Below are 15285 nucleotides of genomic sequence, written 5' to 3'. Positions count from 1 at the left end.
CTCTTTGCAGAAACGACAACACAGATGATGAAACTGATCGGTTCGCTCAACAGCCCGTATGTCCGAAAGACGCGGATTGTGATGGCAGAAAAGAAAATCGACTGCGAACTGGTGCTCGAAAACGTCTGGGCATCCGATTCGAAAATCCATAGTTTCAATCCGCTCGGCAAAGTGCCGTGCCTGATCCTGGACGATGGCGAAGCCGTTTTCGATTCGCGCGTGATCTGCGAATACGTCGATACGCTGACCCCGGTCGGCAAACTGCTGCCGCAGGAACGCCGCGAGCGCACGGAAGTGCGATGCTGGGAAGCGCTCGCCGACGGCATGCTCGACGCCGCCGTTCTGATTCGCCTGGAAACCACCCAGCGCGAGGAAGGGCAGCGCAACGAAGCGTGGGTGGCGCGCCAGCAGCGCAAGATTGACGACGGCCTGAAGGCCATGTCGAAAGGGCTTGCCGCGAAGAACTGGTGTTCGGCGAATCATTTCACTCTCGCCGATATCGCGTGCGGTTGCGCGCTCGGTTATCTCGATTTCCGGATGCCCGACGTGAACTGGCGCGAGGAGTATCCCAATCTGGACAAGCACGTTCAGCGTTTATCGCAGCGCCAGTCTTTCATCGATACATTGCCGACTGACGGTAGTTGAGACTTCATTCGCCGCGGTGAGAATGACTTGAAAAGCCCCACGCGTGGGGCTTTTGCATGTCAGTGATTCCCTGCGTGCGTACCCGCTTATTTCGCCAGCGCCTTCTTCAGCACGGTATTCGCCTGATCGATCGCGGCGCGCGTGGCCGGGGTATTGGCCAGTGCGTTCAACATCACGAAGTCGTGGATCGCGCCGGCGTAGCGCACCGCCGTCACCCGGACGCCAGCTTGTGACAGCTTGCGGGCATAGGCTTCGCCTTCGTCGCGCAGCACGTCGTTTTCGTCGGTAATGACGAGCGCGGGCGGCAAGCCCTTCAACTGATCAAGCGATGCGCGCAGCGGCGACGCCGTGATTTTTTCCCGATCGGCGGCGTTCGGCGCGTACGCGTCCCAGAACCATTTCATCGCGTTCTTGGTGAGCCACGGACCATCGGCGAATTCGTTGTACGAGCCGTCGTCGAAATTCGCATCGGTGACCGGGTAGAACAGCACTTGGTAACGCAACGCCGGGCCGCCCTGCTCCTTCGCCATCAACGTGACCGCCGCCGCCATGTTGCCGCCGACACTGTCGCCCGCCACGGCCATACGCGTCGCATCGACGTTGAACTGCTTTGCATGCTCAGCCACGTAGCGCGTGGCGGCGTAGGCTTCCTCCGTCGGCACCGGGAATTTCGTCTCCGGCGAGCGATCGTAATCCACGAAGATGACGGCAGCCTGTGCGCCATTCGCGATCTCACGGATCAGGCGGTCGTGCGTATTCTTGTCGCCCAGCACCCAGCCGCCACCATGGAAATACATGATCACGGGCAACACGCCCTTGGCGTGAGCGGGACGTACGATGCGGATCGCGATCTTGCCCGTCGGGCCTGCGTCGATCACGCGGTCCTCGATCTGCGCGGCTTCCTTCGATACCGGCTGCGACTGCGCGCCGGCGAGGACGTTGCGGGCATCGGCGGGAGACAGCGTGTAGATCGGCGGACCTTTTTGAGCCGTGAGCGCGTCGATAAACTGCTGCGTCGCGGGTTCGAGCACTGGAGCGGCTTGCGCGGCGGCGCTTGCGCCAAGCATTGCAGCAACAGCGGAGGCGATGGCGAGGGACTTGAGCTTGTACATGGTTCACTCCTGTTAGTGAAGGGACGGCGGGTTAGGGGTTAGGGCCCGGTGCGAAAACCGGGTTGCTGCGGTTGGGTAAGGCGGGTGATGCCTGACTGCCTACGATTTGCGACGTGAAACGGCTAAAACACGGAATGCTAAAAACGGGGTACTGAAAACGAAGGAAGAAAAATTCACAATTTTATCTACTCATAGATAGATAACTGATCAACTTAAAACTCGATAATTCGGTAACTCGATACCTCAGCAAACCTAGCTAACCTTCTTGTTAGCTACCGCGTTAACTAGCGACCAAGACAACAAAATTGACGCGAACCGCCGCGTGCTCCCACCCGACAAACGCTCAACTAATTAACTGCGCCGGTCCAACGTCGATGCAACTCGGCCTTCGTGGCTAAAAATCAAAACCGCCGATACCGATTCACCATTTACGGGCGAAGCCACAACTCGCCGGCCTATCTTCGTCGACGCCTTTTTGACGACGGTAAAAATAACTTCAAAATGAGTTGTCAACGAATAAAATCGGCAATCAAAATCTACCTACCTGAAGATAGACAATTGGATAAATGCTAATTTTGGTACACGCTTAATCATTCTCAACAATTATCATCAACAATGACGGCGAGATCAGGAAAAACATTCTTTTCCACACTTTGCACTTGCAATCCAACCCGCTTATTCGGTAGCTCGTCGCACGGCGCTCAATTCATTCGCAAGGCGTTTCCACCCACATCGTGAGTTAACGTTTCACAGTTTGGGTTACTTCATCCAAACGCACCTTGGTGTGAAACAGACGGCAGGCCAGCAAACTTCCCTGATATGCCGCGAACAACGCACGTGCCGTCGCGTCAGGCTTTCCGTTCATCCTCAGGGTTTCTTGCTTCTCGCCTTCGGCCAGCACCTTTGCTAGCCAGGCTTCGTTAGCCTTGAAGAAAGCCTGAACCGAATGGCGGACAGCTTCGGGAAGCGATTCAATATCGGCGGCAAGCATTCCACAAAGACAAACCTGATCGCCCTCGCCCACGATTTTGCCGAACAGCTTTACGTAGCGGTCGAGCTTTTTCTCGGCAGAGGCGGAGCTATCGATGGCGTAAATAGACGACATCACGTCCGCGCTGTACGTATTCACCGCTTCTAGCACCAGGTCTTCCTTCGATGGGAAGTAGTAGTGAATGCTCGAAGTCTTCACGCCGACCAGTGCCGACAAATCCCGATAACTGAAACCGTTGTAGCCGCGGGTCATCAGCAAAACCTGGGCATGATCGAGCAATTGCTCGCGCACAGTATTTTTGTCGGGGGTTTTCTCGGTATTCATTTCGGCTTGGGCTCGTTACTCGTTACTTCCGCAGGGTTGTTGCGCTCGTGCTGTCTCGTTGTGCAGAGTTACGGTCCAATCAACTCGTTCCATCTCGCCGCACAAATCTCGTCCACGCCATCATCTTCTCAGCGCGTCTTAACATCTCGTCACGCCATGTCGGATCACATCGGGTCCGGTCACGTGGGTTCATCGCTGCATCCATGACGATAATTTATCTACTAGAAGATAGATAGTCAAGATCTTTGTATAATTTTTTCAGAAGTTTTTCGCCATGCAGCTCCAATTTTTTCCGTCTGGACTGCTCAGAGCGTGCCCAGACCTCACCGGGTATGTACCGATTTTTTGTGAATTACTGATTTGACCGTGTTTTCTGGCGAACTCCGTGCAACAAAAAGCGGGCCGCAGCCCGCTTCCACCAGCTTGATGGTTGAAGACAACCCTACCTTGCCGTGAGCAAGGCGGCTCCTGCGTCGCGGCGCACAGGCTGGGCAGTCGCGGCCGATTCAATGATCCCGCCGCCCAGACACACATCGCCTTGATAAAGCACGGCCGATTGTCCTGGCGTGACGGCCCATTGGGCGTCGTCGAAACGAAGTTCGAAGCGACCATCCGCCGATCCCGGCGCCCCCATCACACACGCTGCATCCGATTGCCGATACCGCGTCTTGGCCGCGCAAACGGTGCCGCCTACCGGCGCGGCGCCCGCGACCCAACTGGTATTGCCGGCCACGAGCGAATGCGACAGCAGCCACGGATGGTCATGCCCTTGCACCACGTACAGCGTGTTCGACGCCATGTCCTTCCCCGCGACAAACCACGGGTCGCCGCTACCGTCCTTGCTACCGCCGAGCCCGATGCCTTTACGCTGACCGAACGTATAGAACGCCAGCCCGACATGCTCGCCGATGACTTTGCCATCGGGCGTTTTCATTGGACCGGGTTGCGTCGGCAGATAACGGTTCAGGAACTCGCGAAACGGCCGTTCGCCGATAAAACAAATGCCGGTGGAATCCTTCTTCGCCGCGTTCGGCAGGCCGATCTGCGCCGCGATTTCACGCACTTTCGTCTTGGGCATCTCGCCGAGAGGAAACAACGTCTTCGACAACTGCGCCTGATTCAACCGATGCAGGAAGTACGACTGATCCTTGGTCGAATCGGTGGCCTTCAGCAGTTCGAACAGCCCGTCGCGTTCCCGCACGCGGGCGTAGTGCCCCGTCGCGATGGTTTCGCCGCCAAGCGACATCGCGTGGTCGAGAAAGGCCTTGAACTTGATCTCGGCGTTGCACAACACGTCCGGATTCGGCGTGCGGCCGGCTGAATATTCGCGCAGGAACTCGGCGAACACGCGGTCTTTGTATTCGGCCGCGAAGTTGACCGCTTCCACGTCGATGCCGATCAGGTCCGCCACCGAAACCACGTCGATCCAGTCCTGCCGCGTCGAGCAGTATTCGCTGTCGTCGTCATCTTCCCAGTTCTTCATGAACAGGCCGATCACGTCGTAGCCCTGCTCCTTGAGCAGCCATGCGGTGACCGACGAATCCACGCCGCCCGACATGCCCACCACGACTTTCTGTTTTCCGGCCTTGCTCATTTTGCTCTCTACGTTACTTGCCCGAATTACTTGCCCGAATTACTTGCCTGAATTACGCATCTGAAGCTGAATTCAGGCCCTGAACCTGCACCGGCGCAACCGAATGCGTATGAATGAAGTCGAGCGGCACGCGGCGCCCGGCGAGGTAATGATCGAGACATTCCAGCACGGCCGGCGACCTGTGCCGATCAGCGCATGCGCGCAATTCGCCGGCGGTAAGCCACATGGCCCGCACGATGCCCGCGTCCAGTGCCCGACCCGGTACCTCGCCCGACGTCGTGCCGCAGAACGTAAACCGCAAATACGTGACCGACCTTCCCGGGCGCTCAAAATGCGTGAGATACGTGCCGACAAGCGCCTGCGGCTCGAAACGGTGCGCGGTTTCCTCGAGTGTCTCGCGCATCACGGCGTCGACGAGTGTTTCTCCCGCTTCCAGATGCCCGGCCGGCTGATTGATCTTGAGCCCGTCCGACGTGTGCTCCTCGATCACGAGAAAGCGCCCGTCCCGCTCCACAATTGCCGCGACCGTCACGCGCGGTGTCCATCGTTCTGGTTTCATGGGACGGTATTTTACCGTTTTGCGCGTTTTTACGCCGCCCGCAGGGATCGTGCGCGTTGTTGTCCGATGGCGTCATTTTTCGCGAATGTTTCGGTTACAGTGACGATCAGTCGCAAATAACAGCTTAAACACCCGCTTAATCATGTGCAGGATCGTTGCTGCAAACACGCGAGCGACTGCGCACGGCCAAATCAAAAACTAGAACGTGAGGAGGATGAAGATGCATATCGGAGTACCTGCCGAAACGCGGGCGAACGAGGCGCGCGTCGCCGCCACGCCGGAGACGGTCAAGAAGCTCGTGTCGCAAGGTCACCGGGTTACGGTGCAGCGCGGCGCGGGTGTGCCAGCGAGTTATATCGACGACGCCTTCGCCGCTGCCGGCGCCGAGCTGGTCGATGCCAATACCGCGTTTGCCGCTGATCTCGTCCTCAAGGTTCATTCGCCCAATGAAGCCGAATTGCTGCTGCTGAAGTCCGGCGCGGTGATTGCCGGGATGCTCGATCCGTTCAACGCCGAGAACAATGCGCGTCTGGCCGCTTCCGGCATTACCGCGTTCGCATTGGAAGCTGCGCCACGTACCACGCGTGCACAGAGCCTGGACGTGTTGTCGTCGCAGGCGAATATCGCCGGGTACAAGGCCGTGCTGGTCGCGAGCAATATCTATCAGCGCTTCATGCCCATGCTCATGACCGCCGCCGGCACCGTGAAAGCGGCGCGGGTGCTCGTGCTCGGCGCGGGCGTGGCGGGCTTGCAGGCTATCGCCACGGCCAAGCGGCTCGGCGCGGTGATCGAAGCCTCCGATGTGCGTCCAGCCGTGAAGGAACAGATCGAATCGCTGGGCGCGAAGTTCCTCGAAGTCCCCTACGAAACCGATGAAGAACGCGAAGCCGCGGTCGGCGTCGGTGGTTACGCCCGTCCCATGCCGCCAAGCTGGCTCGCGCGGCAATCGGTGCTGGTGGCCGAACGTGCAAAACAAGCCGATATCGTCATCGCGACCGCGTTGATTCCCGGCCGCCCCGCGCCGACGTTGATCGCGGCGGAAACCGTCCAGGCGATGAAACCGGGTTCGGTCATCGTCGATCTGGCGGCGGGACGCGGCGCCGAATACGAAGGCCGACGCGGCGGCAATTGTCCGCTTACCGAAGTCGATCAGGTCGTGACGAAACATGGTGTGCATCTGGTCGGCTACACCAATCTCGCCTCCATGGTCGCCGCCGATGCCTCCGCCCTCTACGCCCGCAACCTGCTTGATTTCATCAAGTTGATCGTGACGAAGGAAGGGACGCTGAACATCGATATGGCCGACGATATTGTCGCCGCGACGCTCCTGTGCCGCGACGGCCAGGTCACGCGCGGGATCAAAGGAGACTGACATGGAACTGGTAAATCACACGGTCATCAACCTGATCATTTTCGTGCTGGCGATCTACGTTGGCTATCACGTGGTATGGAACGTCACGCCCGCGCTGCACACGCCTTTGATGGCGGTGACGAACGCGATTTCCGCGATCGTGATTGTCGGCGCGATGCTTGCGGCCGGCTTGACGATTGGCGACACCGGCAAGTTCTTCGGCACGCTCGCGGTGTTATTGGCCGCGGTCAATGTGTTTGGCGGGTTCCTGGTGACACGGCGAATGCTCGAGATGTTCAAGAAGAAAGCGCCCAAGCAGATCGCCAACGCTTCGAAGGGGGCCGCGCAATGAGCATGAGCGTTGTCACTCTCCTGTATCTCATCGCCTCGGTGTGTTTCATCCAGGCGCTCAAAGGATTGTCGAATCCGAAGACGGCGCGTATCGGCAATACGTTCGGCATGGCCGGCATGGCGATCGCGATTCTCACGACTATCGCGTTGATCGTGAAGCAGGCTTCGACGCTGGGATCGGATCTGTCGCTCGGGCTAGGCTTGTTGTTCGGGGCGCTCGTGGTCGGCGGCGCGATTGGTGCGTATGTCGCGGCGAAAGTCGAGATGACGAAGATGCCGGAACTCGTCGCCGCGATGCACTCGCTGATCGGTCTGGCGGCGGTGTGTATTGCGTATGCGGTTGTTTCGGAACCCTCAGCGTTTGGTCTCGCAGCGGTGGGCGAACCAATTCCTGTGGGTAATCGCGTGGAGTTGTTTATCGGCACGTTTGTGGGTGCGATCACGTTTTCCGGGTCGGTGATTGCGTTCGGGAAGCTGTCGGGCAAATATCAGTTCAGGTTGTTCAAGGGTGCGCCGGTCGTGTATCGCGGCCAGCACACGATCAACCTGCTGCTCGCCATCGCGATGCTCGGGTTTGGCATCATTTTCATGCTGACGCAGTCGTGGCTGCCGTTCGTGATCATGACGCTGATCGCGTTCGCGCTCGGCGTGCTGATCATTATCCCGATCGGCGGCGCGGATATGCCGGTGGTTGTGTCCATGCTGAATTCGTATTCGGGCTGGGCAGCGGCGGGTATCGGCTTCTCGCTGAATAACCCGATGCTGATTATCGCCGGGTCGCTGGTTGGATCATCGGGCGCGATTCTGTCGTACATCATGTGCCGCGCGATGAACCGCTCGTTCTTCAACGTGCTGCTGGGCGGGTTTGGTAACGAAGGTGGCGCGGCGGCGACGGGCGGCGCGCAAGAGCAACGTCCGGTTAAATCCGGTTCCGCCGATGACGCCGCGTTCATGCTCGGCAATGCTGAGACGGTGGTGATCGTGCCGGGGTATGGGTTGGCTGTGGCCCGTGCTCAACACGCGTTGAAGGAACTCACCGATAAGCTGATCGCGAAAGGTATCGACGTGAAGTACGCGATTCACCCAGTGGCGGGGCGTATGCCTGGGCATATGAACGTGTTGCTGGCGGAGGCCGAAGTGGACTATGAACTGGTCCACGAGATGGAGGATATCAACGGTGAATTCCAGCAGACGGACGTGGTTTTGGTCCTTGGGGCGAACGATGTGGTGAACCCGGCGGCTAAAACCGATCCGAAATCGGTGATTGCGGGCATGCCGATTCTGGAGGCGTATCGGGCGAAAACGATTATCGTGAATAAACGGTCCATGGCGGCGGGTTATGCCGGGCTGGATAACGAGTTGTTCTACATGGACAAGACGATGATGGTTTTCGGGGACGCGAAGAAGGTGATCGAGGATATGGTGAAGGCGGTGGAGTGATGGTCGCTGCCGGGTAAGACAAAACGCCGGTGTGCTCGCGAGAGACACCGGCGTTTTGTTATTTTTTTATGCCGTCTATCACATGCAGCAAACCGATATTTCCCGCCGGGAATCCGCCCGACAGTCCCTTCAGCAGAACCTTTAAAACATCGCTTCCAGGCCTTTACGATCAACCAGATCGAGCAGTTTCAGCGACGGCCCGTTCGGCCGCTTCTGGCCCTGCTCCCATTTCTGCACCGTCGATGCACTCGTGTTCAGACACGCCGCGAACACCGCTTGGCTCGCCTTGGTGCGCTGGCGTAGCCGCTTGATCTGTGCCGCGCTGTAATCCTTGATCGGCGGCAGGCATAGCGCATCGAACTCCCGCAGTGTCACGGCATCCATCGTTCCACCCTGGTGTAGCCCTTGCGCCGTTTCGTGCAGCGCCTTCAGCAGTTTGTCACTCATCGCTCTCCACCTCATGTAACTCGCCCGCACGCAGCGCCTGAGTCAACGTGCGCGCGTCATAGCCCAACAATTGCGACCCCAGCAGCTTTAACGCTGCCAACCCCTTGTCGCTCACGTTGGCCCGCTCGTTCTTGGCAAACCCGAACACGAAGAAGGCTCGCTCACCCACTCGAAACGCCAGCAGCGTACGTAATCCGCCGCGCTTGCCCCGTCCGTTGATACCAACTCGCTTCTTGAATACGTGTCCGCCCAAATTCGCATCAATCAGACCCCGGTTCATTTCCTCGACGGCACTCAGCAAAGCCGCATCGGTCACGCCCTCCGTATCGGCCCAGCGTGCAAACCATTTGGTCTTAAAAATCCGCATTTCCGTCCTTCATAAACTATAGCACTTAGTGCGATACCTCCAACGCAGTCCACCCTCTGTTATTGAGCAACGATACCGATTCGTGGGTTACGACGTAACTAGCCAATCGGCTAACGTCAACATCCATTTCCATTACAGAAGCGTTCGAATTCGCTTCTGCCCGACCGAGCTTACGAAAACCTCGTCTGCCGCCGCGCGCTTGGCTAACCCATCTCCGGCCCCTCCCCCGCGTACAATATCCCCCTTCGATTCCCAAAAAAGCACCGCCCCCATGGCCACTACTTTCCTTTTCGACTGGTTTGCCCCTTGCCCGCGCGGTCTTGAGGCGCCGCTGGCTGCCGAACTCGCCGAAATCGGAGCGAAGCACATTGAGGGCTCGCAATTCAGAACCGGCAAGGAAGTCCCCGGTGGCGTGCATTTCCGCGGCTCCTGGGCAGCCGGCATGGCCGCGAACCTCCATTCCCGCATCGCGAGCCGTGTGTTGCTGAAACTGGCCCAAGGCCCGTATCGCAGCGAACACGACATCTACGAACTCGCGTATCAGCAGCAATGGGAAAAGTGGTTCTCGCCGAACGAAACCATTCGCGTCGATATCACCGCGATCAAATCCCCTTTACGCAGCCTGGAATTCGCGACCTTGCGCGTGAAAGACGCCATCTGCGACCGCTTGCGCGAACTCACGGGCAACCGTCCGAGCGTCGATACCGCGCAACCCGACGTCCGCGTCTTCGCGTTCCTCACGCTGAACGAATGCACGCTTTACCTCGATACCTCCGGCGATCCGCTCTTCAAACGCGGTTGGCGACTCGACAAGGGCGCCGCGCCCTTGCGTGAAAACCTCGCGGCGGGAATCTTGCGCCTGACCGGCTGGACGCCCGGCACACCGCTTTACGATCCGATGTGCGGCAGCGGCACCTTCCTCGCCGAAGCCGCGCAAGTCGCGCTGAACATCGCGCCGGGCGTGGACCGCAACTTCGGCTTCGAAAAGCTGAAACAATTCGACGTGAACGCGTGGCAAAAGCTGAAGGGCGCGGCCGTCGATGCCAAACACGCCGCGAAGTCATCGCGTGCGGATATCCAGATCTACGGCAGCGACATTTCCGGCGACATGCTCGACAAGGCGTACTCGAATCTGGAACGCGCGGGTTTGCCGGAGTTGTCGTTGAAACAACTCGATGCGCGCCACATGACGCCGCCGTCCGATACCCCGGGCATCCTCGTCGCGAATCCGCCGTACGGCGAGCGGATTGAAGTGCGCGGGCGTGGTCCGCGCGGCGAGCTTCGCGAACCGAAGAACCGCGGTCACGACGAAGACGAAGAAGCGTTCCACCGCGCGCAACCTGATCCCGCCGATCAGGAATTCTTCATCTCGTTCGGCAACGCAATGAAACAGCGCTTTCCGGGTTGGCGCGCGTACGTGCTGACATCGGATCGAAAACTGCCGGGCATGCTGCGACTGCGTGAATCGACGAAAACGCCGCTCTTCAACGGCGCGCTCGAATGCCGGCTGTTCCGCTTCGACATGATTGCCGGCAGCGTGCGCAATCGCCCCGCAGCAGCGGAACCCGCCGTCGATCAAGCGCCCGACGTAGAGGAGTGAAGCATCGCGGAGGCGGCGCTACAATCGCTGAATGAACTCATCGACTGAAGCCCAATCCTTATTAGCCATCGACGTCTATCGCAGCCGCCGTGACCGCGTCCTCGCGGCGCTGCGAGAGTCGGGCGGCGGCGTGGCAATCCTTCCGACAGCGCGCGAAGTCATGCGCAATCGCGACGCCGATTACCCGTTCCGCCACGACAGCTACTTCTATTACCTGACGGGCTTCACCGAACCCGAAGCCACGCTGGTCCTCAACGCCAGCGCCGAGGCGGACGAACCCGCCGCCATCCTGTTCTGCCGCGAGAAAAATGCCGAGCGCGAAACCTGGGAAGGTTTCCGATACGGCCCTGAAGGCGCACGCCTCGCGTTAGGTTTCGACGCGGCGTTCCCCATCGATCAGCTCGATACGGAAATGCCGCGCCTGCTCGCCGATAACCCCGCGCTGCACTATGCGCTCGGCAGTTCCGGTGAGCTCGATGAGCAGGTTCGCGGCTGGCTCGCGACGGTTCGGGCACAGAGCAGGATCGGCGTGAAAGCACCCACGAAAGCGATCGATTTACTGCCCGTGCTCGACGAAATGCGCCTGATCAAGGACGCGCACGAACTCGAGATCATGCGGCGCGCGGGCACCATCTCCGCCGAAGCACACCGGCGCGCGATGGAAACCTGCCGCCCCGGCATGCACGAATACGAGATCGAAGCCGAGTTGCTCTACACGTTCCGCCGACGCGGCGCGCAAGCGCCCGCGTACGGAACAATCGTCGCCGCCGGCGCGAATGCCTGCACGCTGCACTACCCGGCGGGCAACACGATCGTGCGCGAGGGCGACCTGATCCTGATCGACGCCGCGTGCGAACTCGACGGCTACGCGTCCGACATCACGCGCACGTTTCCGGCGAGCGGGCGGTTCACATCGGCGCAAAGGGAAATCTACGACATCGTGCTGGCCGCGCAATATGCCGCCGTCGATGCAACCCGCGAAGGCGTCAGTTTCGACGCGCCGCACGAAGCTGCCGTGCGTGTATTGGCGCAGGGATTGCTGGATACGGGGATCATCGACCGCAACAAGTTTGCGACCGTGGACGATGTCATCGCCGAGCGGGCTTATCAGCGTTTCTACATGCATCGGACAAGCCATTGGCTCGGCATGGACGTGCACGATGCCGGCGATTATCGCGACGCCCACGCGCAACTCGACGACCAGGGCGCACGCGCGTGGCGCACGTTGAAGGCGGGCATGACGCTGACTATCGAGCCGGGTTTGTACATTCGCGCGGCCGAAGATATTCCCGAACGGTACGCGAACATCGGTATACGGATCGAAGATGACGCCATTGTCACCGCCGACGGCTGCGAGTTGACGACGCGCGAAGTGCCCGTCGATGCCGACGAAATCGAAGCCTTGATGCGCGACGCGCAAACGCCAGATGCAAATTGAAACCGCGGAAACTATCGGCCACGCACCGCCTGCCGATTATCACTTCGATATCGCCGTCGTCGGCGCGGGTCCGGTTGGGCTCGCGCTCGCCGGTTGGCTGGCGAAACGGAGCGCGACGTCGCGCTTGTCGGTAGCGTTGATTGATGCCCGCGAGCCTGGGGCGGCGTCGGCTGATCCGCGTGCCATTGCGGTGTCGCATGGCAGCCGCGCGATGCTTGAGTCATCGCTCGGTTTCCCCGCCGATGCCACGCCAATCAAACGCATTCACGTGTCACAACGCGGACAGTTCGGCCGCACACTGATCGACCACGATGAACACGGTTTGCCCGCGCTTGGGTACGTCGTGCGTTATGGCTCGCTTGTTGCAACGCTTGCGCAAGCGGTCAGCAAAACCGATGTGCACTGGTTCACGGAAACCACCGCATCGACACCCTTGCACGACCACGAGGGCGTCACGCTCTCGATCCACTCGGCAACCGGCGACCGCACAATCCGCGCACGCATTCTGGTGAATGCCGAAGGCGGGTTATACAAGGACGCGGACGCTTCTTCCGCTGCTTCTTCCGCTCTTTCCGCCGAGGTCAAGAACACGCGCGATTATGGCCAGACGGCCATTGTCGGGACGGTGAGCGTATCGTCGCCACAACCTGGCGTTGCGTGGGAACGTTTCACGCCCGAAGGGCCGATCGCGTTGTTACCCTCCGGCGGTGCGCGTCAGGCGGACTACGCGCTCGTCTGGTGCAGCGCCCCTGAAGAAGCGGCGCGCCGCTCACAACTCCCCGACGCTGAATTCCTCACCGAGCTTGGCTCGGCGTTCGGTGAACGCATGGGCCGCTTCACGCGCATCACCGGGCGGGCGACCTTCCCGCTCGGACTGAATGCGCTGAACGCACTGGTCGACCGGCGCACGGTTGCTATCGGCAACGCGGCGCAAACGCTGCATCCCGTTGCGGGGCAAGGGCTCAATCTGGGCTTACGCGATGCTCACGCGCTATGCGACGCATTATCGACGAACGGCCCGACTACGGTTGCATTGAGTCTTTTTGCGCAACGGCGCGCACTCGACCGCCGCATGACGATTGGCGCAACCGATACGCTCGCACGTCTTTTCACCGTTGATTTCGCGCCCCTCGCCGCAATGCGCGGGCTGGCGTTGAGCGCGCTGGAACTCGTCCCGCCGGTTAAAACCGTGCTGGCGCGACAGATGATGTTCGGGCAACGGCGCTGACTTGGCCGAATACTTGCAGCGGCTTCGAGCGAGTACGGCGAGAGGCTTGATTGCAGCGAGTGAATTCTCCTGAGTCGATCACGCTGGGAACACTTTCGAGCACCGCACGCTCTGACGTTCACAACGATTCGCGTAATCCGTGCAGTGAGCCTTCTGCGCGCTTTGGGTGAGGTCACGTGTTCCGATCGCGACGAGCGACGAGCGTCGCCCTCGCATTCGGCCCGCTGCACCAATTGAGTCAAACATGCGTTCGCCGCACTGCATTCATCGGCCCATAGTTGAGCTTTTCCTCTATGACGTCCACGATATTCATAGAAGATTTAACAACTTGCGCGGCGATTGGACTTAATTGACCCAGCGCGTTCGCGGTAAAATACGCGTTTCCTTAAGCGCTTTTGCGTCCCTGTATTTAGGACGCCGCGAGTTTCATGCCCATTTCCGCCCCGGCCATCGGCCCCCACATTTTGCGCAACAACTTGTTTGTCGCCCCCATGGCCGGGGTGACGGACCGCCCGTTCCGGCAGTTGTGCAAACGCATGGGCGCGGGTTACGCGGTGTCCGAAATGGTTGCGTCGAATGCGCAATTGTGGAAAAGCGAGAAAACGCTCCGTCGCGCGAATCACACCGGCGAAGTGGAGCCTATTTCCGTGCAAATCGCCGGCGCTGATCCGAAAATGCTCGCCGAAGCCGCGCGTCACAACGTCGCGAACGGCGCGCAGATCATCGACATCAACATGGGCTGCCCAGCCAAGAAAGTCTGCAATGTGGCGGCTGGATCGGCATTGCTGCAAAACGAAGCATTGGTCGCGCAGATCGTGCAAGCCGTGGTGAACGCAGTCGGCGTTGGCCCGGACGCCGTGCCCGTTACGCTGAAGATCCGCACGGGCTGGAACCGCGAGAACAAGAACGCGCTGAATATTGCGCGCATTGCGCAAGACGCCGGCATTTCCATGCTGACCGTGCACGGCCGCACTCGCGCGGACCTGTACAAAGGCGACGCGGAGTACGAGACCATTGCCGCCGTCAAAGCTTCCGTGCGCATTCCGGTGGTGGCCAACGGCGACATCGCCACGCCTGAAAAAGCGCGCCATGTGCTGGCCGTCACCGGTGCGGACGCGATCATGATCGGGCGTGCCGCGCAGGGGCGCCCGTGGCTCTTTCGCGAGATCGAACACTTTCTGGCAACGGGCGAACATTTGCCGGCGCCGCGTATCGACGAGATCCAGCAACTGATGAATGAGCATCTCGAAGATCACTATGATTTCTATGGCGAATTCACGGGCGTTCGTACAGCGCGCAAGCACATCGGCTGGTACACTCGCGGCCTTTCCGGCGCCAACACGTTCAGACATCGGATGAACACGCTGGATTCCACACGCGAACAATTGCTCGCCGTGAACGAATTCTTCGACGCCCAAAAGGCGTTGTCCGACCGTCTCGTCTATGTCGAAGAACTCGACGCAGACGGCGACCGCGGCGGCAACGACGAAGCCGAAGAATCGTGCGACGGGCAGAACCACACAGACCGACTAGCCGCATGAGTAGACATCACATAGAACAATGCGTCCGCCAGAGCCTGGACAATTATTTCCAGGACCTGGACGGTTCCAAACCGCACGACGTCTACGAGATGGTGATTTCGTGCGTCGAAAAACCGATGCTGGAAGTCGTGCTGAAGCAAGCCGAGGGCAACCAGTCGCTCGCGGCCGAGTTTCTCGGTATCAACCGCAACACGCTGCGCAAGAAGCTGCAACAGCACGGACTCATTTAAAGCAATTGTCTTATTGATGTACCACCCGGACCGTCGCGGCGTACGGCGGTTGACTCGAATTTCCTGA

At 59.7% G+C, this 15285-nt stretch carries 15 protein-coding genes; 9 read left to right on the top strand and 6 right to left on the bottom strand.

Going from position 1 to position 15285, the window contains the following annotated elements:
* Nucleotides 1–24: 24 nt before the first annotated feature.
* Nucleotides 25–645, top strand: a complete 621-nt coding sequence (locus ACSQ8V_RS02235; protein WP_213765851.1) for a glutathione S-transferase C-terminal domain-containing protein — start codon at nt 25–27, stop codon at nt 643–645.
* 86 nt (nt 646–731) lie between these two features.
* Here the strand turns inward: ACSQ8V_RS02235 and ACSQ8V_RS02230 are convergent, their stop codons facing one another.
* From ACSQ8V_RS02230 to ACSQ8V_RS02215, 4 genes are all read right to left on the bottom strand, one after another.
* Complete coding sequence (locus tag ACSQ8V_RS02230; protein WP_213765850.1) at nt 732–1757, bottom strand: alpha/beta hydrolase; 1026 nt, start codon at nt 1755–1757, stop codon at nt 732–734.
* 739 nt (nt 1758–2496) lie between these two features.
* A complete protein-coding gene (locus tag ACSQ8V_RS02225) occupies nt 2497–3072 on the bottom strand; it encodes a TetR/AcrR family transcriptional regulator (RefSeq protein ID WP_213765849.1) in 576 nt (191 codons plus the stop codon).
* Between the two features lie 442 nt (nt 3073–3514).
* Nucleotides 3515–4693, bottom strand: a complete 1179-nt coding sequence (gene mnmA, locus ACSQ8V_RS02220; RefSeq protein ID WP_436206575.1) for a tRNA 2-thiouridine(34) synthase MnmA — start codon at nt 4691–4693, stop codon at nt 3515–3517.
* Nucleotides 4694–4718: 25 nt separating this feature from the next.
* Nucleotides 4719–5225 carry an NUDIX hydrolase gene (locus ACSQ8V_RS02215; RefSeq protein WP_436180739.1) on the bottom strand — a complete coding sequence of 169 codons (507 nt, stop codon included), beginning with the start codon at nt 5223–5225 and terminating at the stop codon, nt 4719–4721.
* Between the two features lie 220 nt (nt 5226–5445).
* Between ACSQ8V_RS02215 and ACSQ8V_RS02210 the strand changes: the two genes are divergently transcribed.
* The 3 genes from ACSQ8V_RS02210 to ACSQ8V_RS02200 are packed head-to-tail and all read left to right on the top strand — an operon-like array spanning nt 5446 to nt 8367.
* Complete coding sequence (locus ACSQ8V_RS02210) at nt 5446–6597, top strand: Re/Si-specific NAD(P)(+) transhydrogenase subunit alpha (RefSeq protein WP_213765846.1); 1152 nt, start codon at nt 5446–5448, stop codon at nt 6595–6597.
* Between the two features lies 1 nt (nt 6598).
* On the top strand, nt 6599–6928 hold the full coding sequence (locus ACSQ8V_RS02205; RefSeq protein WP_436180738.1) for an NAD(P) transhydrogenase subunit alpha: 330 nt from the start codon (nt 6599–6601) through the stop codon (nt 6926–6928).
* On the top strand, nt 6925–8367 hold the full coding sequence (locus ACSQ8V_RS02200; protein ID WP_213765844.1) for an NAD(P)(+) transhydrogenase (Re/Si-specific) subunit beta: 1443 nt from the start codon (nt 6925–6927) through the stop codon (nt 8365–8367). Before ACSQ8V_RS02205 ends, ACSQ8V_RS02200 begins: the two co-directional genes overlap by 4 nt.
* Nucleotides 8368–8508: 141 nt before the next feature.
* On the opposite strand, the gene ACSQ8V_RS02195 is transcribed toward ACSQ8V_RS02200, so the two are convergent.
* On the bottom strand, nt 8509–8814 hold the full coding sequence (locus tag ACSQ8V_RS02195) for a helix-turn-helix domain-containing protein (protein WP_213765843.1): 306 nt from the start codon (nt 8812–8814) through the stop codon (nt 8509–8511).
* Nucleotides 8807–9181, bottom strand: coding sequence for a type II toxin-antitoxin system RelE/ParE family toxin (locus ACSQ8V_RS02190; RefSeq protein ID WP_213765842.1), 375 nt, complete (start codon nt 9179–9181; stop codon nt 8807–8809). The genes ACSQ8V_RS02195 and ACSQ8V_RS02190 overlap by 8 nt, the downstream gene beginning before the upstream one ends.
* A 271-nt stretch (nt 9182–9452) precedes the next feature.
* Between ACSQ8V_RS02190 and ACSQ8V_RS02185 the strand changes: the two genes are divergently transcribed.
* From ACSQ8V_RS02185 to ACSQ8V_RS02165, 5 genes are all read left to right on the top strand, one after another.
* Nucleotides 9453–10781 carry a THUMP domain-containing class I SAM-dependent RNA methyltransferase gene (locus ACSQ8V_RS02185; protein WP_436204763.1) on the top strand — a complete coding sequence of 443 codons (1329 nt, stop codon included), beginning with the start codon at nt 9453–9455 and terminating at the stop codon, nt 10779–10781.
* A gap of 31 nt (nt 10782–10812) precedes the next feature.
* The gene (locus ACSQ8V_RS02180) at nt 10813–12219 is read left to right on the top strand and encodes an aminopeptidase P N-terminal domain-containing protein (RefSeq protein ID WP_436204762.1); all 1407 of its coding nucleotides are present in this window, start codon (nt 10813–10815) and stop codon (nt 12217–12219) included.
* Nucleotides 12209–13447 (top strand): UbiH/UbiF/VisC/COQ6 family ubiquinone biosynthesis hydroxylase, encoded by a 1239-nt coding sequence (locus ACSQ8V_RS02175; RefSeq protein WP_436204761.1) that lies wholly within the window; start codon nt 12209–12211, stop codon nt 13445–13447. The genes ACSQ8V_RS02180 and ACSQ8V_RS02175 overlap by 11 nt, the downstream gene beginning before the upstream one ends.
* Before the next feature lie 428 nt (nt 13448–13875).
* Nucleotides 13876–14988 carry a tRNA dihydrouridine synthase DusB gene (gene dusB / locus ACSQ8V_RS02170; RefSeq protein ID WP_213765838.1) on the top strand — a complete coding sequence of 371 codons (1113 nt, stop codon included), beginning with the start codon at nt 13876–13878 and terminating at the stop codon, nt 14986–14988.
* The gene (locus ACSQ8V_RS02165) at nt 14985–15218 is read left to right on the top strand and encodes a Fis family transcriptional regulator (RefSeq protein ID WP_031357513.1); all 234 of its coding nucleotides are present in this window, start codon (nt 14985–14987) and stop codon (nt 15216–15218) included. Before dusB ends, ACSQ8V_RS02165 begins: the two co-directional genes overlap by 4 nt.
* The last annotated feature ends 67 nt before the right edge of the window (nt 15219–15285 follow it).

The organism is Caballeronia sp. LjRoot31, assembly GCF_964253885.1.
Classification (GTDB): domain Bacteria; phylum Pseudomonadota; class Gammaproteobacteria; order Burkholderiales; family Burkholderiaceae; genus Caballeronia.
The sequence above is the reverse complement of the archived record's forward strand: the minus strand, read 5'-3'. Positions and strand labels throughout refer to the sequence as shown.